Genomic DNA, 22,966 nt, shown 5'->3' on the forward strand with positions numbered 1-22,966 from the left:
CCGCGCTTCGGCCTCAGCCCGGCAGGTGCGGCCAGACGTAGCGCACGGCGCGCACCCGGGTGCCGGCGACCACGTCGTCCTCCGCCTTGTCGGCGGTGCCGCCGCGGCGGCGGTAGAAGCCGCGCGTCGGATTGCCGGCCAGCACCCACAGCGCCAGCCCGCGGCAGCCGTCGCGGGCGAGGCGGCGGCAGGCGGCGGTGAACAGCGCCTTGCCGTGGCCGCGGCCGTGATGCGCCTTCAGCAGATAGAGCGCCACGATCTCGCCGGTCGCCGCCGGCAGGTCGCCGTCGCGGGCCGGGCCGCCGGAGACGAAGCCGACGATGCGGCCGCCGTCGCGCGCCGCGATGACCCAGCCGCCGCCCTCCATCACCCGTCGCCACAGGGCGGTGCGCTCGGGCACCGACAGAGTATCGAGGGCGCGGTCGGGGAGCAGCCCGGCATAGGTTTCGCGCCACGCGGCGACGTGCACCTCGGCGAGGGCACGGGCGTCTTCGGGGCGGGCGTCGGCGATGCGGACCATGGGCTCGTCATGCCGCCGGCGCGGCGGCCCTGTCAAGCCGGGACGCGGTCGGCGGCCGGTTGCTCGGGCGAGGCCGCCGGCTCGGCCAGCGGCAGGGTGAAGACGAAGGTGCTGCCGACGCCGGGCTCCGACCGCAGGGTGATGCTGCCGCCGTGGCGCTCGACGATGCGCTTGACGACCGCGAGCCCGATGCCGGTGCCCTCGTATTCGGTGCGGCCGTGCAGGCGGGTGAAGATCTGGAAGATGCGGTCGAAGTCGGCGGCGGCGATGCCGATGCCGGTGTCGGACACGGCGAAGGCGGCGAAGCCGGGCGGTGCCGGCTCGGTGCCGACGGTGATGCGCACCGGCCGGTCGGCGGCGCGGTACTTGATGGCGTTGCCGACGAGGTTCTGGAACACCCGTTCGAGCTGGGCACGGTCGGCCCGCACCGTCGGCAGGGGGGCGGCGACCGTCACCTCGGCGTCGGCCTCGGCCAGGGCCGGCCCCAGGTTCTCCACCGCCGCCGCCCCCGCCTCGCCGGCGGGCACGGCCTCGAACTCCTGGCCACGGGTGCTGATGCGCGAATACTCCAGCAGGTCGGAGATCAGGCGCGCCATGCGGGTGGACCCCTCGACGGCCAGATTGACGAACTCGCGCCCCTGGTCGTCCAGCCGCTCGCCATAGCGGCGGCGCACCAGCGACAGGTAGCCCGAGACCATGCGCAGCGGCTCCTGCAGGTCGTGGCTGGCGACGTAGGCGAACTGCTCGAGGTCGCGGTTGCTTTCCTCCAGGCGGCGCGATTTCTCGGCCAGCGCCTGCTGCTGCTGCTTGCGCACGGTGATGTCGGTGTGGGTGCCGACGGCACGCAGCGCCCGGCCGGCCTCGTCACGGTCCACCACCTTGCCCTTGTCGAGGATCCAGGCCCAGGTCCCGTCGACGCGGCGCACCCGGTGCTCGCACTCGTAGAGCGGCGTCCGGCCCTCCAGGTGGTCGCCGAGGACGGCCTGCACCATGGCGCGGTCGTCGGGGTGGACCAGACGTTCCCAGGCGTCGACGTGACACTCCCACGAGCCCGGCTCGTAGCCCAGCATGGTCTCCATGGTGGGGCTGAAGTAGACGCTGCCGGTCTGCACGTTCCAGTCCCACAGGCCGAGCTCTCCGTTGTCGAGCGCCATGGTGAGGCGCTCGGCGTGGGTGCGCACCCAGTCCTCGGCGCGGCGGCGGGCGGTGACGTCGTGCAGCACGACGATGGTGCCGCCTTCCGTCAGGTCGTCCGGGGCGTCGTTGCGCTGCGGCCCGACGCGGGTGAAGGTGACGAGGTAGGTGCGGCCGGTGAGGGGATGGAAGATCTCCCGCTGCGGCACCGGCAGCCCGGCGGCAATGGCGGAGCAGTCCGGGCAGCCGTTGGGACCGACGGGATCCATGGGGTGGAGCAGCGCATGCAGCGGCTGACCCACCAGATGCGCCACCGGCGTGTGGAACTCGTCGGCGGTGGCGCGGTTGGCCTGCACGATGCGGCCGTCGCGGGAGACCAGCAGGGTCGGGTCCGGGATGGCGTCGTAGGTGGAGGCGGCGCGCGCCAGCACGCGGAAGGGCTCGGTCAGCGTCGTGCGGACGATGGCCTCGAAGATCAGCCAGAAGGCGAAGAACTTAAGGATGTGGCCGGCGATGTTGGCGACCGCGGTGACGTCGACGTAGAGGGTGAAGGCCAGTTCGGACGCCGCCGTCGCCGCGATGGAGCCGAGCACCAGCCGCAGTACCGTCGCGTCCAGCATCTCGCGGCGGCGCCACAGCAGCAGGGCGGCCGCGGCCAGCACGGCGACGATGGCGTATTCCGCCCCGATCTTGAAGGCGGTGAGCCCGAGGCCCTCGCGGTAGGCATCGGGATACCAGCCGAGGGCGATGAGCGCCCCCTGCCCGGCCGCGAGCACCGCCGGCACCGCGAAAGCGACCACCGGCGTCGTGGGGCGGGAGAGGAACAGCGGCGCCGTCGCCAGGGTCACGGCCTGCACGATGCGGCCGGCGATCCACAGTTGGGTCGGCAGGTTGGCGTCGTCGCCGGGAAAGACGTGCATGCCCTTGTAGGCGAGCGTGTGCACGAGATCGATCAGCGCCGTCCAGAAGTACCCGCAGCCGAGCCACAGCAGGAAGTCGTTGCGGGTCAGCCGCCGCGTGCTCGTCACCACCACGAAGAGCACGAGGCCGACGACGCAGGCGAACAGCTCGGCGACGACGTGGAAGGTCAGGAAGGCCGTGAAACTCACCGCGACGAGCACGGCGCCGAGGGTCAGCGGCAGGACCCAGATTCGCGAGCCTTGGGCGGAGGAGACGGGAGCGGGAACCATGGGTGCTCTGCGTACCGAAGGGATTAGCACGAGAAGACAATGGCGGTCTTCCGAAGGCAATAGAAATCCCTGGGCTCATGCCTTCGGTGCTTTGCACGGGGCGAAAGTCTCCCCCAATCTTCCACCAAAGGATAAGGGGGAGGCCGGTCTTTGCCGACTCTCCCCCTTCCTGAAGCCCCGTGTTCTACTTGCCATGGCGAGCGGCACGACGCGACCGCGACCATCTCGCCCCTGTCACTGGCCCGCACCTCCAGGCAAGCGCCATGCCACACCCGAAAGCGCCGGGATCCGCCCCGGCGCCCGCGAGCGGGCGACCATCTGCCGCCAGGATGGGCGCCATACTGCCCATTTATTGATCATTTTCGGCGTTTGACGGTTTTTTGACCTGCGGCAACCGCGGCCCGGCTCGTGCGTTTTCCCGGGTTCTTCCTGCGGAACCGCCGCCGCCGTTTCGGCGTTGGTGGTGACGACAGGGGCGCGTGGTGGCGGCCGCGCCAAGGCGGCGGGCCGGCGGCTGTGCGTCCCCGCGCCACCCGCCGAGGATACCGCCCTGACGGACCAGACCTTGTCGACACCCCGACCGACCGCCGACGCCGCCCCGCTCACCGTCGCGCCGCCCGCCGATGTCCTGCACCGGCCGGGCGTGGCGTGGCGCGTTTCGCGGGCCGGGCGGGCGACGGCGCTGGTCGATGGGGCCGCCTATTTCGCGGCCTTGCGCCAGGCGCTGCTGACGGCGCGCCGGCAGGTGATCCTGCTCGGATGGGACGTCGACGGCCGCACCGAACTGGTCGGCGAGACGCCGCCCGGCGACGGCGGCCCGCGCGCCTTGCGCGACTTCCTGGGGTGGCTGGTGGACCGCCGCCCCGACCTGAACGTCCACATCCTGTTGTGGGACTACACCCTTCTCTATGCCCTCGACCGCGAGCCGCTGCCCAAGGTGACGCTCGGCTGGACGACGCCCGACCGCGTCCGGCTGCACCTCGACGACCGCCTGCCCATGGAAGCGAGCCACCACGAGAAGGTGGTGGTCATCGACGATGCGCTCGCCTTCTGCGGCGGCATGGACGTGTCCATCCGGCGGTGGGACACCCCCGCCCACGACCCCGCCGACCCGCGCCGCCGCGACCCCGGCGGCGAGGCCTATCCGCCGGTGCACGACGTCCAGATGCTGCTTTCCGGCCCCGCCGCCGCCGACCTCGGCGATCTGGCGCGGGCGCGCTGGCAGCGGGCGACGGGGGAACGGTTGGCGGCGCCGCTGCCGGACGACGGCCCGCCGCCGTGGCCGCCGGGCCTGCCCGCCGCCTTCCGCGACGTCCCCGTCGCCATCAGCCGCACCCGCCCCGCCCGCAAACCGGAGCGGGCGGTGGCCGAGATCCGCGACCTCTACTGCGCCGCCATCGGCGCGGCGCAGCATTTCGTGGTGGTCGAGAACCAGTACCTGACCGCCGCGCCCGTCGCCGACGCCCTCGCCGCCCGCCTGCGCGAAGCGCCCGACCTGGAGGTGCTGCTGGTCGGTCCCCGCACCGCCATGGACTGGCTGGAGGAAAGCACCATGGGCGCCGGCCGCGCCGCCTTCATGGCCCGCCTCGCCGCCACCGGCGCCGGCGACCGCGTGCGGCTGGTGGCGCCGCTGGTGGGCGAGGGCGAGGCGGCGCAGGACGTCAAGGTCCACAGCAAGCTGATGATCGTCGACGACCGCCTGCTCACCATCGGCAGCGCCAACCTCGCCAACCGCTCCATGGGCCTCGACACCGAGACCAACGTGACCCTCGCCGCCGAACACGAAGGCCACGCGAGCGCCATCGCCGAGCTGCGCCGCCGCCTGCTCGCCGAGCACATGGGCTGCACCCCCGACGCCGTGGCGGAGGCCGAGGCGGCGGCCGGCGGGTCGCTGCTGCGGGCGGTGGAGGCCCTCGACGGTCGTTGCCCGACCCGGCGGCTGGAGACGGTGGACCCCGGCCCCGCCGACCCCGCCGAGACGACCGCCCTGCTCAGCCGCATCGGCGACCCCGAGCGACCCATCGACTTCGAGCGCTTCGTCGCCGATCAGGTGCCTGAAGCGCCCGTCGGCGCCCGCCGCCGGCCGCTGACGGCGCACCTGTGGATCGGCCTCGTGGTGGTGGCGCTCATCGCCGGAGCCGTCGCCCTGTGGCAGCTCACGCCCCTGCGCCAGGGGCTCGACCCGCAGGTGCTGCTGGCCTGGGCCGGGCAGGTGCGCGACGTGCCGTGGACGCCGGCGGCGGTGATCGGCGGCTACGTGGTACTCGGGCTGGTGGCCTTTCCCATCACCGTCCTCATCACCGTCACGGCCATGATCTTCGGTCCGACGCTCGGCTTCGCCTACGCCGCCGTGGGGGCCGTCACCTCGGCGATGGTCAGCTTCGGCCTCGGCTCGGCGCTCGGGCGGCGGCTGGTGCGGCGCTATGCCGGCGCCACCGTCAACCGCATGAGCCGCGCCATGGGCGACCGCGGCATCGTCGCCGTGGTGTTCCTGCGCGTCGCGCCGGTGGCGCCGTTCCTGCTCATCAACCTGGTGGCCGGGGCGAGCCACGTCCGCTTCCGCGACTTCCTGGCCGGCACCCTCATCGGCATGCTGCCGGGCATCGCCGTCATGACGCTGCTCGGCACCAGCATCATGGACCTCATCGACGAGCCGACGCCGGGACGCATCGCCCTGCTGGTCGGCTGCCTCGTCCTGTGGCTGGCGGTGTCGGTGGGCCTGCAGCGCCTGGTGGCGCGCCGCCGGCGAGGGCGCGACGGGAACTGACGCCATGCCCCTGCGCTTCGCCACCTACAACGTGCATGCCTGCGTCGGCGCCGACCGCGCCTGCGACCCGGCGCGCATCGCCGCCGTGCTGGCCGAGATCGACGCCGATGTGGTAGGCCTGCAGGAGGTATCGGCGCGCGGCGACACCCGCGGCGACCAGTTCGCCTACCTGGAGCGCGCCACCGGCATGACGGCCGTCGCCGGGCCCAACATCGTGCGGCCGGAGGCGCGCTTCGGCAACGTGCTGCTGACCCGCCGGCCGCTGCTCGACGCCCGCCTGGTGGACCTGTCGGTCGACCCCTACGAACCGCGCGGCGCCGTGGTCGCCGACATCGACGCCGACCGCGGCCGCCGCGTGCGGGTGGTGGTGACGCACCTCGGCCTGCGGGTGTGGGAACGGGCGCGGCAGCACGCGCGGCTCGGCGAAATCATCGCCGCACGGGGCGAGGTTCCTGTGGTAATACTCGGAGACTTCAACAGTTGGTGGCCGGACATCAAAGTCCTGCGCCACCTCGGCCCGCGCCTCGCCTGGCGCAAGACGCCGGCGAGCTTTCCGGCCCACTTGCCGGTTCTTGCCCTGGACCGTATCCGGGCGGTGCCGGACACGGTGGTCGGGCGGGTGCGTACCCACGGCAGCCGCCTGGCGCGCCAGGCGTCGGACCACCTGCCCGTGGTGGCGGACATCATGCTGCGGCGAGGCGACGCCGCGTCGGAGGAGGAGATCGCACCATCGTCACCAGCCCGCGCAAGGATGATCCGGCGATGAAGGACGACGCGGCGCCCCTGCCCGAGACGCCGCAGCCGGCGCCGGCCCCGGCCCCGGTCGAGGCGGCACCGCGCGGCCGGCTGAAGGTGTTCCTGGGCGTCGCGCCGGGCGCGGCGACCGTGCCGACCGTGCTCGCCGCCTATACCGATACCCTGCACCGCCTGCGCCGCGACCGCGCCACCGAGACGCGGCGGCCGGTCATCGGCCTGCTCATCCCCGACGACGTCGCCGCCCTGCCGCCGGAGATCCAGGACAGCGACGCCGTGCTGGTGCGTGCCTCCAGCGTCGACGACATCATGCGGCAGGAACCGGACGTGGTGGTGGTCAAGGGCCTGCGCGGCGGCAACCGCCAGATCGCGCGCCTGCAGGCCGGCACCTCGGAACTGGACGCCATCCTCGACGGCGGCATCGACGTCTACGCCGCCGTCTCCGCCGCCCATCTGGAAACGGCGCGCGACCGCATCAGCGTGCTCGCCCTGATCCCGACCGAGGACGTGCTGCCGGAAGGGCTGCTGACGGAAGCCGACCAGATCGAGCTGATCGACGCCACCCCGCAGGACCTCGCCAACCGGTTCGAGGCCCACCAGCTCATGCTGGGCGAGGACGATTACGACGCGCTGGCGCCGCTCTACGGCATCGAATGCCTGACCGTGCTGCGCGAGGTGGCCATCGGCGTCACCGCCCGCCACGTCCACCGCCAGTCGCTGGAGCAGTGGTCGGAGAGCGTCGGCAGCCCCGTGGAGTCGACCCCGGCCGAGCCCGGCGTGCCGCCGCGCATCCTGGTGCTGCTGTCCGACGTCGGCCGGCCCGACCGGCTGGTGCACGACGGCCATCGCCTCGCCGACCGCAACGGCGCGGCGTGGTATGTCGCCTATGTGGACACCGCCTGGAACCACCGCCTGCCGCGCGCCCTGCAGCGCGAGGTGAGCGAGAGCCTGCACCTCGCCGACCACCTGGGCGCGGAGGTGGTCTCCCTCGGCGGCCCCGACCTGCTCGACGAGGTGAGCGACTTCATTCGCACCCAGCGCATCACCGAGGTGGTCGTCGCCCGCCCGCCGGTGCGCGGCCTGCGGCGGCTGTGGAAGCGGCCCTTCGCCGACCAGTTGATGGAGCGCTTCCGCAACCTCGGCGTCCACATCGTGCCGGGGCCGGAGGTGACGGTGGACGCCTTCGCCCTGCCGTGGCGCATCGACGACGGCCGGCCGTGGTTCCACGAGTACCTGGCGGGCGCCGTGGCGGCCTGCATGGCGGCCGGCCTCATCAAGGTGCTCGACCCGCTGCTGCCGTCCGAGAGCCTGTCCATCATCATGCTCATGGCGGTGGTCTACGCCGCCACCGCCTACGGCTTCGCCTCGGCCCTGTTCACCTCGGTGATCGGGCTCGCCATGTTCAACGTGTTCTTCGTCGAGCCCAAGTTCGCCCTGACGCCCGACAAGCCGGAGCAGATCTTCCAGCTCGCCATCTATCTGGTGCTGGCCGCCATCACGTCGAACCTCGCCGGTCGCCTGCACGACCAGGCCCAGGCGGCACGGCGGCGCGAGCGGCATACGGGCGCGCTCTACCACCTGTCGCGCGAGGTGGCGGCGACCTCGGACCCCCATGCGGTGATGGACGCCATCGCCCGCCAGCTGCGCGACCTCCTGTCGGTGGAAGTTTCCATCGTGCTGCCGCGCCGCATGGTGGCCGAAGCCGACCCCGGCCCGGCCGGCTCCGACGCCGAGGCCGACGAGCTGTGCGTCGCCTGGCCCGACGGCGGCGCCCTGCCCGACGGCGACTGGAAGATCGCCGCCTGGGTGCGCCGCTACGGCGAGGCCGCCGGCCGCGGCACCGCCGTGCACAGCAATGCGGGGCGCATGTTCCACCCGCTGCGCACCGGCTCGACCATCATCGGCGTGCTGGTGGTGGAAGCCGAGGACCCGGCGTCCTTCCGCAGCCCCACCTTCCGCCGCCAGCTCGACAGCCTGGCCGGCTTCTCCGCCCTGGCGCTGGAGCGCATGCAGCTCAACCGCGAGGTGGAGAACGTGCGCGTGGTGGCCGAGACCGAAAGCCTGCGCTCGGCCCTGCTGTCGTCGCTCAGCCACGACCTGCGCACGCCGCTCGCCTCCATCATCGGCTCGACCACCTCGCTGCTCGCCTACGGCCGCTCCTACAGCGAGGAGGTGCAGCGCGACCTCTTGAAGACGGTGCTGGAGGAGGCCGAGCGCCTCAACCGCTTCGTCGGCAACCTGCTGCAGATGACCAAGCTGGAGGCCGGCGCGACGGTGCCCAAGCCGCAGTGGGCCGACCTCGACGACCTGGTCGGCACCACGCTGGAGCGCATGGAAAGCCGGCTCGAGAAGGTGCGGGTGGAGGTCGACATCGCCCCCATGATGCCGCTGTTCCAGGTGGACTTCGTGCTCATGGAGCACGTGCTCATGAACCTCATCGACAACGCCGTGAAGTATTCCCCGGTCGGCTCCACCATCACCATCCGCGGCCGCCACGCCGCCAACTGGATCGTGCTGGAGGTGCAGGACGAGGGCATCGGCATCCCGCAGGAACACTGCAAGCGCATCTTCGACAAGTTCTTCCGCGTTTATGCGCGCGATCGCGTGGTGGCGGGGACCGGCCTCGGGCTTGCCATCTGCAAGGGGATCGTCGAAGGTCACGGCGGCACCATCGAAGCCGAAAGCCCGGGCGCCAACCAGGGCAGCATCTTCCGCGTGCGCCTGCCGGTGCGAACCCCCGGCCAGAGCGACCCGCTGGAAGACCCGGAAGCCGCCGCCGACGCCTGAGGCGGCGCCGCCAGACGCAAGGGACGGAGAGAGAAGGACCCCATGCCCACCGACGCCACCGGCAACGCCAAGATCCTGATCGTCGACGACGAGCCGCAGATCCGCCGCTTTCTCAAGGCGTCCCTCAACGCCCACGGCTACGGCGTGGTGGAGGCCGAGGACGCCAACGCCGCCATCCGCGCCGCCACGGTCGACAAGCCGGACCTCATGGTGCTCGACCTCGGCCTGCCGGACATGGACGGGCTCGACGTCATCGCCCGCGTGCGCGAATGGTCGACCATGCCGATCATCGTGCTGTCGGTGCGCTCCGACGAAGGCGACAAGGTGGAGGCGCTCGACCGCGGCGCCAACGACTACATCACCAAGCCCTTCGGCATGGCCGAACTCATGGCCCGCATGCGCGCCGCGCTGCGCCAGGTCGGCCCGGCCGGCAGCGACGAGCCGGTGCTGAAGACCGACCGGGTGGAGATCGACCTCGCCAAGCGGCTGGTGACGGTGGAAGGCCAGGCGGTACGCCTGTCGCGCAAGGAATACGACCTGCTGCGGGCGCTGGCCGCCCACCCCGGCAAGGTCATCACCCACCAGCAGCTGCTGCGCGACATCTGGGGCGAGGCCTACGTGGAGGAGACGCAGTACCTGCGCGTCTACGTCGGCCAGTTGCGCCAGAAGCTGGAGGCCGACCCGTCGCGCCCGCGCCTCATCGTCACCGAGCCGGGCGTCGGCTACCGCCTGCAGATCGCCGGCTGAGGCGCCGAACGGGCCGGCCGGGCCGGCGTTGGTCAGGGACAGGCCAACCCAGCCAGGAGGCAGCCCCATGACCATCACGGTGCGCGACGAGAAGCGCCTGCTGAGCGACGACGAGTTCGAGACCGTCGCCCGCACGCACTACCCCGCCATCTGCGACCTCGGCCGCAAGGATCTGGTCGATCACCAGAAGCGCCTGCGCGACCTGCGCGCCAAGGCCCGCGACCGCTCGCGCGAGCAGCGCCGCGAGGTGCGCGGCAAGGCCGCCCCGCGCGGCGCCCGCCCGGCCACCGACAACACCGGCACCGCCCGCAAGGAGCAGGTCTTCGTCGGCGCGCTGAAGCGGGTCAACCGCGAGATCAGCCGCTTCGCGAAGGCCGAGGGCCACGAGAGCCAGCGCGACATCATGCTGCGCGCCCTCGAGCAGAAGCGCGCCGCCCGCAAGCAGACCCACCCCCGCGCCGGCGCCACCGCCCACCACGGCATGACCGCCAAGCCCGACGGCGGCAAGCACCCCAAGGTCGACCCCGACTACCCCACCAGCGGCGGCTGAGGCGGCCGGCGGGAGGGGGGCTTCGCGCTTCGCCCTTTGCCCTGCGCTCTTCCCCCTCCGCCGGCCCTTCGCCCCCTTCGCCCTCCTCCGTTGTCATGCCCGGACTTGATCCGGGCATCCACGCCCCCACCGGCGGATGCCGTGGAGGACGGCGCTACGACGGCCGCCGCCGTGCACGCCGTGGATGGCCGGGTCGAGCCCGGCCATGACATTTTCCTCTTTTACGTCAGGCGATTATGCCGTCCCCCGGCACCCGCCGCCCCTACTCCGATCCCATGCGCTCCTCCGCCTGCTCCGCCGTCAGCGGGGCGATCAGGCGGTCGCCGTCGACGTCCAGGTCGGCCAGCGGCAGGCGCATCTGGCCGCCGTCGAACACCAGGAAGCCGTCGCCGTCCACCACGGCCATGTCGGCGCCACCGTCGGGATCGGCCAGCACTTCGCTCAGTTCGCCCAACTGCTCGCCGTCCGACGAGTAGACGTCGCGGCCGATCAGGTCCACCAGCCGGTCCTCGTCGCCCAGGCGCGGCGAGGCCTCGACGATCGTGTCCTTGCGCTGTTCGGTGGCGGCGTTGACCTCCTGCGGCTGGTCGGTGCGCTGCAGCTCGGTCACGCCGCCGGCGGTGGCTTCGTCGGGCGGGGCGGCGGGGGCCACAGAGCCCTTCACCGAGGGGTCCTGGACGGTGGCGGCCGCTTCGTTCTTGTCGGTTTGCTCGCGCTGTTCGGGTGCGGTCTCGCCGGTCCAGCTCTCGTCGGGCTGCGATTCGGCGGCGGCGGGAAGGGCCAGCACCAGCGCTGCGACGAGCGCGGACGCGGCGGCGACGGGACGCTTGGGCATGACGGCCTCCTGCGGTTGACGGGTCTGCACCATCAACGCCTCAGCCGAGCAGGCGGGCGCGTTCCTGGTCGAACAGGGCCGTCAGCCACTCGGCGACGGCCCGGACGCGGGCCTGCCGGCGCAAGGCTTCGTGGATGACCAGCCAGCACTCGCGGCGGCCCGGCGGGTCGTCGGACAGCCGCACGAGGCGCGGGTCGGCATCGCCCATCCAGCACGGCAGCACGCCGATGCCGTGCCCCGCCGCCACCGCTTCCAGCAGCGCCACCACATGCGGCGTGCGCAGGATGACCGGCGCGCCGCCGCGCGCCCGCTCCGCCCAGCGCGCTTCCGGCAGGTGGGCGAGCGCATCGTCGTAGCCGACCCACGACCGCTCCGTCAGCCCGACGCGACCGTCCGCGGCGGCGCCGTAGGGCGCCCAGCCCAGGTCCGCCACCTTGCGCGCCACCACGCCCGAATCCTGCGGCCGGTTGAGGCGCAGCGCCATGTCGGCCTCGCGCCGGGTGAGGTTCAGCGTGCCGGCGCCGGGCACGATTTCCAGCGCGATGCGCGGCCAGCGGGCCCAGAAGGCGCCGAGCCGCGGCACCAGGAAGTGGGTGACGATGCCGTCCGTCGCCGTCAGCCGCACCGAGCCCGCCGCGGCCGCATCGCCGCCCTCGGCCACCAGCCGGGCGATGGCATCGGCCTCCGCCGCCATGGCCGCGCCGCGCGCCGCCACCGCCTCGCCCAGCGGCGTCGGCACGTGGCGGCCGTCGGCGCGGGTGAAGAGCGTCGCGCCGAGCGCCGCCTCCAGCGCCGCCAGCCGCCGCGCCGCCGTGGTCTGGTTGACGCCAAGCACGCGCGCCGCCGCCGACAGGGTGCCGCCTTGCGCGACGGCGACCACGACCCGCACATCATCCCAATCCACCGCCGCGCCTCTCTCTGCGGAAATGCAGATCCGAACGGCGAAGTCTCGGATGGAGGCTGCAACAGTGCAAGCCATAAGGTGTCACCGAAGACACTCACCCCCAGCGGAGACCGCGTCCATGACCTCCCCCGCCCCCACCACCCTGCTCGCCATGGCGCGCGCCAACCTGGCGCCGTCGCGCCTGGCGGAGGCCGTGCTGCTGCTGATCGATTGCCAGAACGAGTACCTGGAAGGGCCGCTCGCCCTGCCCGGCGTGCGCCCCGCCGTCGCCGAGGCCGCCGCCCTGCTGGAGCGGGCGCGGGCGGCGGGCACGCCGGTGGTGCACGTGGTCCACCAGGGCGCGCCGGGCAGCCTGTTCGACCTGGACGCGCCGCGCGGCGCGATCATCGACGCCGTGGCGCCGCACCCCGGCGAACACGTGGTGCGCAAGCGCCTGCCCAACGCCTTCGCCGGCACGGACCTGGACGCCGTGCTGAAGGCCACCGGCCGGCAGGAGGTCATCGTCGTCGGCTTCATGACGCATATGTGCGTCAGCGCCACCGCCCGCGCCGCCCTGGATCACGGCTGGCGCGCGACGGTGGTCGCCGCCGCCTGCGCCACCCGGCCGCTGCCCGACGCCGTCGGCGGCGGCACGGCGGTGGAGGCCGAGACGCTGCACCGGGTGGAGCTGGCGGCGCTCGCCGACCGCTTCGCCATCGTGGTGCCCAACCAGGAAATGGTGCCGGCCTGAGGCTCACCCCTTGAACGGGCGGCGGTCGGCATGCATGTTGTCTGCATGACCAAGAAAGCCACCGCCAACAAGCTCGGCGCCCTGGGGCTCGCCCTGGTGGACGCCATGGCCGAGGGCTGCGGCGACCTGTCGCCCTCGGCCACCGCCGCCCTGCTGACGCTGCGCCATCACGCCAGCCTCGGCACCACCGAACTCGCCGGCGTCGTCGGCCTGTCGCAGCCGGCCTGCACGCGCATGGTCGACAAGCTGGTGGCCGACGGGCTGGTGAGCCGCCTGCCGGCCAGCGGGCGCATCGTCCCCATCGCCCTCACCGACGAGGGCCGGCGCCTCGGCGAACTGATCCAGGCGCGGCGCCTCGGCGTGCTGCGCGACATGGTGGAGGTGCTCGACAAGAAGGACCGCAAGGACTTCGACCGGCTGCTCGACAAGCTGCTGGCGGCGGCCGTGCGCGATCCCGGCCATGCGCGCCGCATCTGCCGCCTGTGCGACCGCCGCGCCTGCGGCGAGGGCGCCTGCCCCTCGCCCATGCCGGAACCGCCGCCCGCCGAGTAGCCCCCGCGCCCGGCGCTACTCCGCCGCCACCCCGTCGCGGGCGGGGACGAGTTCGGGAAAGAACTGGTCGGTGTCGAAGGGCGCCAGGTTGGCCAGGAACTGGTCGACGCTGGCGTCCCAGTTGTTGCGCAGGGCGAAGGCGCGGCAGCGGTCGCGCGGGATCTCCAGCGCCGCGAGCGCCGCCTTGCGCAGGTCGGTGTCGAGCACGCCCACCGGCTCGCCCTGCAGCACGTCCTTGGGGCCGGCGACCGGGAAGGCCGCGACGGGCGTGCCGCAGGACAGCGCCTCCAGCACCACCAGACCGAAGGTGTCGGTCAGCGACGGGAAGACGAAGACGTCGGCGGCGGCGAAGTGGCGCGCCAGTTCCTCGCCGAACTTCGGCCCGGTGAAGGTGACGGCGGGGTAGCGGCGGCGCAGGTCGTCCAGCATGGGGCCGCCACCCACCACCACCTTGCGGCCCGGCAGGTCGAGGTCGAGGAAGGCGGCGATGTTCTTTTCCACCGCCACGCGGCCGACGTAGAGGAACACCGGCCGGCCGTCGTCGTCGCGGAACAGGCCGCGCGCCGCCTCGTCGGGCTTGAACAGGTCGGTGTCGACGCCGCGCCCCCAGCGGCCGAGGTTGGTGAGGCCCCAGCGGCGCAGTTCCTCCTCGATGCCGTCGGTCGCCACCATGACGCAGCGCGACGGCCCGTGGAACCAGCGCACCGCCTTGTAGCCGACGGACAGCGGCAGGCGGGTGCGGGCCTGGATGTATTCCGGGAACTTGGTGTGGAAGGCGGTGGTGAAGGGAATGCCGCGCTTGATGCAGTAGGCGCGCGCCGCCAGACCCAGCGGCCCTTCCGTCGCGATGTGGATGACGCAGGGCCGGCACTTCTCGATCATCCGGCCGACCTTGTTGCCCGGCAGCAGGGCCAGCGGGATTTCCGGATAGGTCGGGCAGGGGATGGTGCGGAAGTCGGTCGGCGTGATGGCGACGACCTGGTGGCCGCGCTCCGTCAGCTTTTCCCGCAGGGTCAGGAGCGTGCGGACGACACCATTGACCTGAGGCGTCCAAGCATCGGAAACGAGGAGGATGCGCATGCCTGTGTGTTCTCCACGGGGGCCGGCTCCGGGCGCGTCGCCTCGGGCACGGTGACGGGACCGGACGGCTGCGTGCGGGCGTGCTCGTAGGCACCCAGCGGGTCGAAGGTGCGCAGGATCGTCCAGTCGAGAATTTCCATGCGGCCGTCGAAGTGCTCGACCAGCGCCGTGCAGCTTTCGACCCAGTCGCCGTCGTTGCAGTAGAGGATGCCGTCGACGTCGCGGATCTCGGCGTGATGGATGTGGCCGCAGACGATGCCGTCGACGCCGCGCTGGCGCGCCACTTCGGCCATGGCGTTCTCGAAGTCGGCGATGAACGACACGGCGTTCTTCACCTTGTGCTTCAGGTACTTGGAGAGCGACCAGTAGGGCAGGCCCAGGCGCTTGCGCGCCACGTTGAACCAGTGGTTCAGGGCGAGCGCGGTGGTATAGGCCCAGTCCCCCAGGTGCGCGAGCCACTTGGCGTACTGGATGACGCCGTCGAACTGGTCGCCGTGCATGACCAGGTAGGTGCGGCCGTCGGCGGCGACGTGGGTCGCCTCGAACATCACTTTCACCGCGCCGAATTCGTGGTCGGTGTAGCTGCGGGCGAACTCGTCGTGGTTACCCGGAATGAACACCACGTTGACGCCCTTGCGCGCCTTGCGCAGCAGCTTCTGCAACACGTCATTGTGGCTCTGCGGCCAGTACCAGTGCTTGCGCAGGCGCCAGCCGTCGACGATGTCGCCGACCAGATAGAGGTTGTCGCTCTCCACCACCCGCAGGAAGTCGAGCAGGAAGTCCGCCTTGCAGCCGCGCGTCCCCAGGTGGACGTCGGAAATGAAGACGGATCTGTACCGGCGCTGCGTGCTCACCGCGTTCATCTTCCGCTGTCTGCACAAAAGGCCGCGAGGGCGGTTGATCTCGGCGCAAGGTGTAGTATAAGAGCGCACAGCAGAGAACGAAATTCAGATACTGAAAAGAACAATTAATCACGCTGCAATACGGAAGACTTCTTTAGGACATATATCTGTAACGGATGATTTCCGGCTGTGCGTTTCCTCGGCGACAGGCCACTAGGCCGCTGCCGCATACCTCTTTCCTGGAGAAGCATGGTGTTCGACTCTCCGCGTGCCGATCGCACGGCCGCCGCCGATCCCGCCGCCGACCGGACGACCGCCCGCCGGCTGACGGTGATCTTCAACCCGACCGCCGGCGGCAACCGGCGCCGGCGCCTGCACGCCACGCTGAAGCACCTGGCGGAGGCCGGCTGCGTCGTCACCCTGCGCGAGACGGGCAAGGCGGGCGATGCCGAGGTCTTCGCCGCCGACGCCGTCCCCGAGGACTGCGACGTGCTGGTGGTGGCGGGCGGCGACGGCACCATCAACGAGGCCATCAACGGCCTGGTGGCGGCCGGATCGCGGGTCCCGCTCGGCATCATCCCGCTCGGCACCGCCAACGTGCTGGCGCACGAGATCGGCCTTCCCCTGGCGCCGCGCACCGTGGCGCGGGCACTCGCCGAAGGCCCGGTGCGGCGCATCCACCTGGGCCGCGCCGGCGACCGGCGCTTCACCCTCATGGCCGGCGCCGGCTTCGACGCCGTGGTGGTGGAGCATGTGTCGCTGCCGCTCAAGCGGCTGCTCGGCAAGGGCGCCTACGTGTGGGAGATGCTGCGCCAGTCGCGCCGCTACCGCTTCCCGACGCTCACCGTCACCGACCACGCCACCGGCGCCACCCACGAGGCGGCGACGGCGGTCGCGCTCAACGGCCGCCGCTACGGCGGCCCCTTCGTCGTCGTCCGCGAGGGCGGCCTCACCGAACCCTGCCTCGACATGGTCCTGCTGAAGAGAAAAGGCATGTGGAACGTCATCCGCTATTCCGTCGGCCTCGCCACCGGACGCCTCGCCGATTTCGCCGACGTGGAGGTCCTGCGCTCCACCGCCTTCACCATCGACGGCGGCCGGGCGCACGAGCCGGTGCAGGGCGACGGCGACATCATCGCCCGCCTGCCGACGCGCATGTCCGTGGCGGATGAAACGGTGGGGCTGGTCTTCCCGGCCTGAGGGACGCCGCGCCGAGGGTGCGCCGGCGGCCGCGAAAGGCGCGCCGCTCCCACGCCGACCGCCGCCTGCGACAGCTGCCCGACGTGGTCGGCGGCGGGGGCTCGCGCCGGCCGATTCGGATGAGGCTCACGCTGTCGAGCGGCGTCGGCTGAAGCCCCTGAAACGGAAAAAGGCCCGGCGCGAGCGCCGGGCCTTTCCCGTTCAGGCGGATGCGTCTGTCGATTAGAACGACAGCTGCAGGCCGACGATACCGCCGGTGCCGTCCGCGTCCACGTCGTTGCCGGCAGCGAAGTCCAGCTCGCCGGTGGCGTGGAACAGGGCGGCCGCCAGGGTGACGCCCGGGCCCATGTCGTAGGTGCCGTGCAGCGACCACTGACGGTACTCGGCGTCGTTGTCGACGGTGGCGCTCAGCTCGACGTCGGACTGCAGGTAGACCAGCGACACGCCGAACGGACCGGTCTTGTAGCCGATGCCGGCGTTCCAGGCGTTGGCGTCGAGGTCCTTCAGGCCGCCGCGGTCGTACAGGCCGAGGTAGCTACCGCCCACTTCGAAGCCGGCGTAGCTGACGATCAGGCCGGCGCGCCACGCGGTCTGGTCGTCCAGGTTGGCGACGTCGGCCGAGTTGGTGTGGATGTAGGCCACGTCGGCGCCGATGCCGACGCCGCTGAACTCGCCGTTGTAGGCGATGGCGGCTTCGATCTGGTCGTGCGAAGCGGTTTCCTGGTTCGCCTGCAGCGCGCCGCCCGGGGTCGGGGTCCAGGTCAGACCGACCGAGAAGCCGGCCAGCGACGGGGAGATGTAGGACACGCTGGCATCGTCGGACGACACGGTGGTGTCGACGATGTTGCTGTAGGCGGCGCCGAGCACGTTGCCCGGGTTGAAGAAGGCGGCGACGTCGTCGTCGGCCAGGCCGTACTGCGGGGCCTCGTGCGCCAGCTGGGCGTGCACGCCTTCCTTCTGACCGGCCTGGATCTGACCGAACGCGCCTTCGATGTAGGCGAACTGCTCGTCAGCGTTCGGGGTGCCGGTGTTGGTCTGGGCTTCCAGCTGGATCATGGCGCCGACGGTCAGGCCGTTGTCCAGCGTGGTGGCGCCGGAGAAGTAGACCTCGGTGTCGGTGTTGATGCCGGTCACGGTCGGATCGAACGCGGCGGTGTCGTCCTGGGACACGACGCCGAAGTACTGTTCCATCTTACCGCCGAGGCCGAGCTTGATCTTCTCCGCGGCAGAGGCGGGGGAGACGACGGCGGCGGCGAGGACCAGCGCGGAGGAGGCGAGGAGAAGCTGCTTCATTCTTGTTCAGGCTCCGAGAGACTGGGGTCATCACCGTCCGGGAACGGCGAGAGCGGGAAGTCGACCCCCTTGTTGATCACCAAGAGGAAGCCATCGCCCGGAACGGTTGACAAGAGGCAGAACCCCTCCCTGAAAGCTATTCTCATCTGAATGTTGCGGAAATATCACATCCGATCGCGCCGCCCCCCACCGCCCGATGCCTGAACGCGGTGCGGCCCGACCGCAATGCTGCGATCGGGCCGCGACCCCCTCGGCTCCCGGCACGCGGCCGGCAGCGGATCAGAACGCGAGCTGCAGGCCGACGACGCCGCCGGTGCCCTCGACGCTCTCCGGATCGACGCCGGCGGCGGTGCTGAACTCACCCTCGGCCCAGAACAGGGCGGCCCCCAGGGTGATGCCCGGGCCCATCTCGTAGGCACCGTGCAGCGACACCTGCTGGAAGTCCGACTCGTCGTCGGTGGCCGACTCGCCGTTGGAGTTCAGGTACACCAGCGACACGCCGTAGGGGCCGGTCTTGTAGCCGACACCGGCGTTCCAGGTGGTCTGCTCGTTGTCCTCGATGCCGCCCACGGCGTCCTGCTTCAGGTAGCCGCCGCCGACCTGGAAGCCGGCGTAGCCGAGGATCAGGCCGGCGCGCCAGGCGCTGGCGTCTTCGGCTTCGAGGGTGGTGCCGATCACTTCGTCACCGCTCGACTGCAGGTAGGCCGCGTCGGCGCCGACGGCGAAGCCGGCGAACTCGCCGTTGTAGGCGATGGCGGCTTCCCACTGGTCGTGCTGACCGGCGGTGGCGAGCGACGACGCCACGGTGTTGTCCTGCAGGCCGCCCTGCGGGTTCGGCATCCAGGTGGCGCCGAAGGTGAAGCCGGCGAGGCTCGGCGACACGTAGGTGATGCTGGCGTTGTCCTGGCCGGCCAGCGTGGTGTCGACACCCTGGAAGTAGGCGATGCCGCTGCCGAACTGGTTGGCCGGCACGAAGAAGGCGGCGACGTCGTCGTCCGCGAGGCCGTACTGCGGCGCCTCGTGGGCGAACTGGCTCAGCACGCCGTCCTTCTGACCGGCGGAGATGCGGCCGAAGGCGCCTTCGATGTAGGCGTACTGCTCGTCGGCGTTGGTGGCGGAGTCGGTCTCGGCCTCGAGCTGGATCACCGCACCGACCGTCAGGCCGTTGTCGAGGGTGGTGGCGCCGGTGAAGTACACCTCGGTGTCGGTGTTGATGCCGGTCATGGTCGGGTCGTAGGTGGCGGTGTCGTCCTGCGACACGATGCCGAAGTACGACTCGAGCTTGCCGCCGATGCCGAGCTTGATCTTTTCGGCGGCCGACGCCGGCATGGACAGCGTCGCGGCCGCGAGCAGGGCGGTGCTGCCGAGAAGAATCTTTTTCATGGTTCCGAAGTCTCCGTGACGAGAAGGGGATCGCGCCGTGCGACCCGCTGGATCTGTTCCCCCCTGGCGGCCTGCAGAGCCCCCCGGACCGACGGGCCAACCGCTCGCAGGTATGAAAGACACGATGATCCGGCGAAGACAATCGCGTGATAAACCGAACTTTGATCTTCAAGACACGCTGTTGCATGGAAGACACGATCCGCTTTCCGCGGGAAAGCAACCGGCCTTCCTTTGTGGTAAGTCTTCTCGTTCCCTTTGCCTTTACTTAATCTGTATGGATTAAAGCCTAAGCCGAACGATCACCGCCTGCGCCGGCCACGCAAAGACGAGGGGCGGCCCCTCGCGAGGCCGCCCCTTCGGCGGTACCGATGCACGATCGCAGGACGGCGGGTCTACTGCCCGGCCACCGTCACGCCGTCCAGGCGCAGGGTCGGCGCGTCCATGCCGAAGCGGATCTCCAGGTCGTTGGCCGGCGTCAGGGTACGGAACATGTCCTTGAGGTTGCCGGCGATGGTCATCTCGTTGAGCGGCGTGGTGCACTGGCCGTTCTCGATGCGGAACCCGGCGAAGCCGCGGCTGTAGTCGCCGGTGACGCCGTTGACGCCGCTGCCGAACAGGTCGGTGACGTAGACGCCGTCGGCGATGTCGGCCATCAGCTCGGCCGGCGACAGGGTGCCCGGCTCGATCCACACGTTGGTGGCCGAGGGCGACGGCGGCGACGAGGTGCCGCGGCTGGCGTGCCCCGTGCTCTGCAGGCCGAGCTGGCGGGCGGAGCGCAGGTCGAGCAGCCAGGTGGTCAGCACGCCGGCGTCCACCAGGTTGCGACGGCGGTTGGGCAGGCCCTCGGCATCGCAGGGCTTGGAGCGCAGGCCGCGCGGGCGGTGCGGGTCCTCGACGATGGTGATGCCCTCGCTCATCACCTGCTGGTCCATCTTGTCCTTCAGGAACGAGGTGCCGCGGGCGATGGAGGCGCCGTTGATGGCGCCCAGCACGTGACCGATCATGCCGCGGGCGACGCGCGGGTCGAAGATCACCGGCACGCGCTGCGACTTCATGCGGCGGCCGCCGGTCCGGCGCACCGCCCGTTCCGCCGCCAGCCGGCCGATCTCCTCCGGCGCGCGCAGGGCGGCGACGTAGTTGGTGGTGTCGTACTCGTAGTCGCGTTCCATGCCGCCGTCCGGCCCGGCCGCCAGCACCACGCAGGACAGCGACACGTTGGAGCCGCGATAGGCGAGGGTCATGCCGTTGGAGCCGACCACCGCCACCGACGACTGGCCCCAACCGGCCTGGGCGCCTTCGCTGTTGACCACCTTGGGGTTCTGGCGGGCGACGTCTTCGGCCTGGCGGACCATCTCGATCATCTGCTCGGCCGACAGTTCGGTCGGGTCGAAGCAGTCCAGCTCCGGCAGGTCGGTCGCCAGCTGGTTGGGATCGGCGAGACCCGAGAACTCGTCCTCCGGCACCAGGCGGGCCATGGCGACGGCGCGTTCCACCAGCTCGTCCAGCGCCGCCGGCTTGGCGTCGGCCGACGACACGATGGCCGACCGCTTGCCGACGAACACCCGCAGGCCGATGTCCTGGCCCTCGCTGCGCTCCAGGTGCTCCAGCTCGCCGAGGCGGTAACCGACCGACAGCGAGCGGGCGTCGACCATCACCGCATCGGCCGCGTCGGCCCCGGCCGTCTTGGCCTTGCGCACCAGATCGTCGAGCAGGGAGAGCGCGTCGGTATCCACCAGGGCCTTGCTCATGGTTACTCCTTCTTGTGTTTGCCCCTCAGGCGCCGGGCGCGGGTCTCGCGACCCGCTTGGCTTCCGCGGCAGGGGCCGCGCGGCGCGGTCGCGCCGTAGGTTACTCTTTTCGGCCCCTCAAGCGCCGGGCGCGGGTCTCGCGGCCCGCTTGGCTTCCGCGGCAGGGGCCTCGCGGCGCGGTCGCGCCGTAGGTAGGCGTTGCGGCTTGCACGGCCTTCCATATAGGTCGCGCCAGACCCTCACTTCCAGATGGGCTTGCCGCTGCCGGGCAGGCCGTAGCTGTCCCATTTGCGGCTGACGGTGTCGATCACCTCGTCCGTCATGCGGATCTTCTCGCCCCATTCGCGCTTGGTCTCGGGCGGCCACTTGTTGGTGGCGTCGAGCCCGATCTTGCCGCCGAGGCCGCTTTCCGGCGAAGCGAAGTCCAGGTAGTCGATGGGCGTCCCCTCCACCACCGTGATGTCGCGCGCCGGGTCCATGCGGGTCGAGATGGCCCACATGACGTCCTTCCAGTCGCGGCAGTCGATGTCGTCGTCCACCACGATGACGAACTTGGTGTACATGAACTGCCGCAGGAACGACCACACGCCCATCATCACGCGCTTGGCGTGGCCGGGGTAGGCCTTCTTCATGCTGACCACGACGATGCGGTAGGAACAGCCCTCGGGCGGCAGCCAGAAGTCAACGATTTCCGGGAACTGCTGCACCAGCAGCGGGATGAACACCTCGTTCAGCGCCTCGCCCAGCACGCTCGGCTCGTCGGGCGGGCGGCCGGTGAAGGTGGACAGGTAGATGGGCTTGCGCCGCATGGTGATGGCCGACACCCGGAACACCGGGAAGGGCTCGACACTGTTGTAATAGCCGGTGTGGTCGCCGTAGGGCCCCTCGTCGCCGAACTCGTCGAGCATGACGTGGCCTTCCAGCACGATCTCGGCCGTCGCCGGCACCTTGAGCGGCACAGTCTTGCAGTCCACCAGCTCCACCTTGCGGCCGCGCAGCAGGCCGGCGAACTGGTATTCCGACAGGGTGTCCGGCACCGGCGTCACCGCCGCGAGGATCACGCCGGGATCGGCGCCGATGACCACGGCGGCCGGCAGCGGCTGCTTCTTCTCCTTGGCCCAGCGGGCGTAGTGCTGGGCGCCGCCGCGATGCTTCAGCCAGCGCATGAGGGTGGTGTTCTTGCCCGTCACCTGCATGCGGTAGATGCCGAGGTTGAAGGCGTCCTCGCGCTTGCCCGACGGCCCCTGCGTCACCACCAGCGGCCAGGTGATGAGCGGCGCCGGCTCGCCCGGCCAGCAGGTCTGCACGGGAATGCGCGACAGGTCCACGTCGTCGCCCGTCAGCACCACTTCCTGGCAGGGGGCGGAACCCACCGTCTTCGGCTTCATGGCCATGACGGTCTTCAGAAGCGGCATCAGCTCCAGCGCCTCACGCCAGCCGCCGGGCGGTTCCGGCTGCTTGAGGAAGGCGAGCGTCTCGCCCACCTCGCGCAGCTGCTCGGGCGTGCGGTCCATGCCCCAGGCGACGCGCTCCACCGTGCCGAACAGGTTGACCAGCACCGGCATCTCGTGCGGCGTGCCGTCCTCCCGCCGCACGTCCTCGAACAGCACCGCCGGCCCCTTGTCGGCCAGCAGGCGGGTCTGGATCTCGGTCATTTCGAGGACGGTGGACACCGGCGTGCGGACGCGCACCAGGCGGCCCTCCCGCTCCAGGCGGTCCATGAAGTCGCGCAACGAGGCAAAGGGCATGGGTCTATCGTGGTCCTTCAAAGCCTTGGCACACCACAGCGGATGCCGCCCGGCGCGTCAAGCGGCAAAGCCGCCGCAAAGGACCGGCTCCGGCATGGTGCGATGCGGAAGAAAAACGCGGCGGGGGCTATCTACCACCTATGACTATGGTAGAGTACGCAGTGGTGGGACGCCCGGATCGGCGGCAGGTATCATCATGGGGA

18 protein-coding genes are annotated in these 22,966 nt (G+C 71.2%); 8 read left to right on the forward strand and 10 right to left on the reverse strand.

Annotated features, from left to right (window positions below):
• Window positions 1-13: 13 nt before the first annotated feature.
• Both CRP50_RS10735 and CRP50_RS10740 read right to left on the reverse strand, forming a co-directional pair.
• Window positions 14-520: a GNAT family N-acetyltransferase gene (locus CRP50_RS10735; protein WP_097279158.1), complete on the reverse strand. Its 507-nt coding sequence runs from the start codon at window positions 518-520 to the stop codon at window positions 14-16.
• Window positions 521-552: 32 nt separating this feature from the next.
• Window positions 553-2,844, reverse strand: coding sequence for an MASE3 domain-containing protein (locus CRP50_RS10740; RefSeq protein WP_097279159.1), 2,292 nt, complete (start codon window positions 2,842-2,844; stop codon window positions 553-555).
• A 565-nt stretch (window positions 2,845-3,409) separates the two neighbouring features.
• Between CRP50_RS10740 and CRP50_RS10745 the strand changes: the two genes are divergently transcribed.
• The 5 genes from CRP50_RS10745 to CRP50_RS10765 all read left to right on the forward strand — a co-directional run bounded on the left by CRP50_RS10745 (window position 3,410) and on the right by CRP50_RS10765 (window position 10,448).
• The gene (locus CRP50_RS10745) at window positions 3,410-5,611 is read left to right on the forward strand and encodes a VTT domain-containing protein (protein ID WP_097279160.1); all 2,202 of its coding nucleotides are present in this window, start codon (window positions 3,410-3,412) and stop codon (window positions 5,609-5,611) included.
• A gap of 4 nt (window positions 5,612-5,615) precedes the next feature.
• Entirely contained in the window at window positions 5,616-6,377 is a 762-nt protein-coding gene (locus CRP50_RS10750) for an endonuclease/exonuclease/phosphatase family protein (protein ID WP_097279161.1), read from the forward strand.
• The gene (locus CRP50_RS10755; protein ID WP_097279162.1) at window positions 6,374-9,151 is read left to right on the forward strand and encodes an ATP-binding protein; all 2,778 of its coding nucleotides are present in this window, start codon (window positions 6,374-6,376) and stop codon (window positions 9,149-9,151) included. Before CRP50_RS10750 ends, CRP50_RS10755 begins: the two co-directional genes overlap by 4 nt.
• Window positions 9,152-9,193: 42 nt before the next feature.
• On the forward strand, window positions 9,194-9,898 hold the full coding sequence (locus CRP50_RS10760) for a response regulator (RefSeq protein WP_097279163.1): 705 nt from the start codon (window positions 9,194-9,196) through the stop codon (window positions 9,896-9,898).
• Between the two features lie 67 nt (window positions 9,899-9,965).
• A complete protein-coding gene (locus CRP50_RS10765) occupies window positions 9,966-10,448 on the forward strand; it encodes a hypothetical protein (protein WP_097279164.1) in 483 nt (160 codons plus the stop codon).
• 262 nt (window positions 10,449-10,710) lie between these two features.
• Here the strand turns inward: CRP50_RS10765 and CRP50_RS10770 are convergent, their stop codons facing one another.
• The gene (locus CRP50_RS10770; protein WP_176525124.1) at window positions 10,711-11,283 is read right to left on the reverse strand and encodes a PRC-barrel domain-containing protein; all 573 of its coding nucleotides are present in this window, start codon (window positions 11,281-11,283) and stop codon (window positions 10,711-10,713) included.
• A gap of 40 nt (window positions 11,284-11,323) precedes the next feature.
• Window positions 11,324-12,187 carry a LysR substrate-binding domain-containing protein gene (locus CRP50_RS10775; RefSeq protein ID WP_176525125.1) on the reverse strand — a complete coding sequence of 288 codons (864 nt, stop codon included), beginning with the start codon at window positions 12,185-12,187 and terminating at the stop codon, window positions 11,324-11,326.
• Window positions 12,188-12,305: 118 nt separating this feature from the next.
• Between CRP50_RS10775 and CRP50_RS10780 the strand changes: the two genes are divergently transcribed.
• Window positions 12,306-12,917 (forward strand): isochorismatase family protein, encoded by a 612-nt coding sequence (locus tag CRP50_RS10780; RefSeq protein ID WP_097279167.1) that lies wholly within the window; start codon window positions 12,306-12,308, stop codon window positions 12,915-12,917.
• 45 nt (window positions 12,918-12,962) lie between these two features.
• Window positions 12,963-13,469 (forward strand): MarR family winged helix-turn-helix transcriptional regulator, encoded by a 507-nt coding sequence (locus tag CRP50_RS10785; RefSeq protein ID WP_176525126.1) that lies wholly within the window; start codon window positions 12,963-12,965, stop codon window positions 13,467-13,469.
• 15 nt (window positions 13,470-13,484) lie between these two features.
• Here CRP50_RS10785 and CRP50_RS10790 read toward each other — a convergent pair whose 3' ends face one another.
• Together CRP50_RS10790 and CRP50_RS10795 are read right to left on the reverse strand one after the other, a co-directional pair.
• A complete protein-coding gene (locus CRP50_RS10790; protein ID WP_097279169.1) occupies window positions 13,485-14,549 on the reverse strand; it encodes a glycosyltransferase family 4 protein in 1,065 nt (354 codons plus the stop codon).
• Window positions 14,483-15,412, reverse strand: coding sequence for a UDP-2,3-diacylglucosamine diphosphatase (locus CRP50_RS10795; RefSeq protein WP_097279170.1), 930 nt, complete (start codon window positions 15,410-15,412; stop codon window positions 14,483-14,485). The genes CRP50_RS10790 and CRP50_RS10795 overlap by 67 nt, the downstream gene beginning before the upstream one ends.
• Window positions 15,413-15,640: 228 nt before the next feature.
• On the opposite strand from CRP50_RS10795, the gene CRP50_RS10800 reads away from it, so the two are divergent.
• A complete protein-coding gene (locus CRP50_RS10800; RefSeq protein ID WP_245913439.1) occupies window positions 15,641-16,591 on the forward strand; it encodes a diacylglycerol/lipid kinase family protein in 951 nt (316 codons plus the stop codon).
• Between the two features lie 222 nt (window positions 16,592-16,813).
• Here CRP50_RS10800 and CRP50_RS10805 read toward each other — a convergent pair whose 3' ends face one another.
• The 4 genes from CRP50_RS10805 to CRP50_RS10820 form a co-directional block, all read right to left on the reverse strand.
• Window positions 16,814-17,884 carry a porin gene (locus CRP50_RS10805; protein WP_097279171.1) on the reverse strand — a complete coding sequence of 357 codons (1,071 nt, stop codon included), beginning with the start codon at window positions 17,882-17,884 and terminating at the stop codon, window positions 16,814-16,816.
• Window positions 17,885-18,163: 279 nt separating this feature from the next.
• A complete protein-coding gene (locus CRP50_RS10810) occupies window positions 18,164-19,267 on the reverse strand; it encodes a porin (protein WP_097279172.1) in 1,104 nt (367 codons plus the stop codon).
• Window positions 19,268-19,659: 392 nt separating this feature from the next.
• Entirely contained in the window at window positions 19,660-21,015 is a 1,356-nt protein-coding gene (locus tag CRP50_RS10815; protein WP_097279173.1) for a TldD/PmbA family protein, read from the reverse strand.
• A gap of 239 nt (window positions 21,016-21,254) precedes the next feature.
• Window positions 21,255-22,763 carry a UbiD family decarboxylase gene (locus tag CRP50_RS10820; RefSeq protein WP_097279174.1) on the reverse strand — a complete coding sequence of 503 codons (1,509 nt, stop codon included), beginning with the start codon at window positions 22,761-22,763 and terminating at the stop codon, window positions 21,255-21,257.
• Window positions 22,764-22,966: the final 203 nt, after the last annotated feature.

This window comes from Caenispirillum bisanense (assembly GCF_900230255.1).
In the GTDB taxonomy this organism is placed as follows: domain Bacteria; phylum Pseudomonadota; class Alphaproteobacteria; order Rhodospirillales; family Rhodospirillaceae; genus Caenispirillum; species Caenispirillum bisanense_A.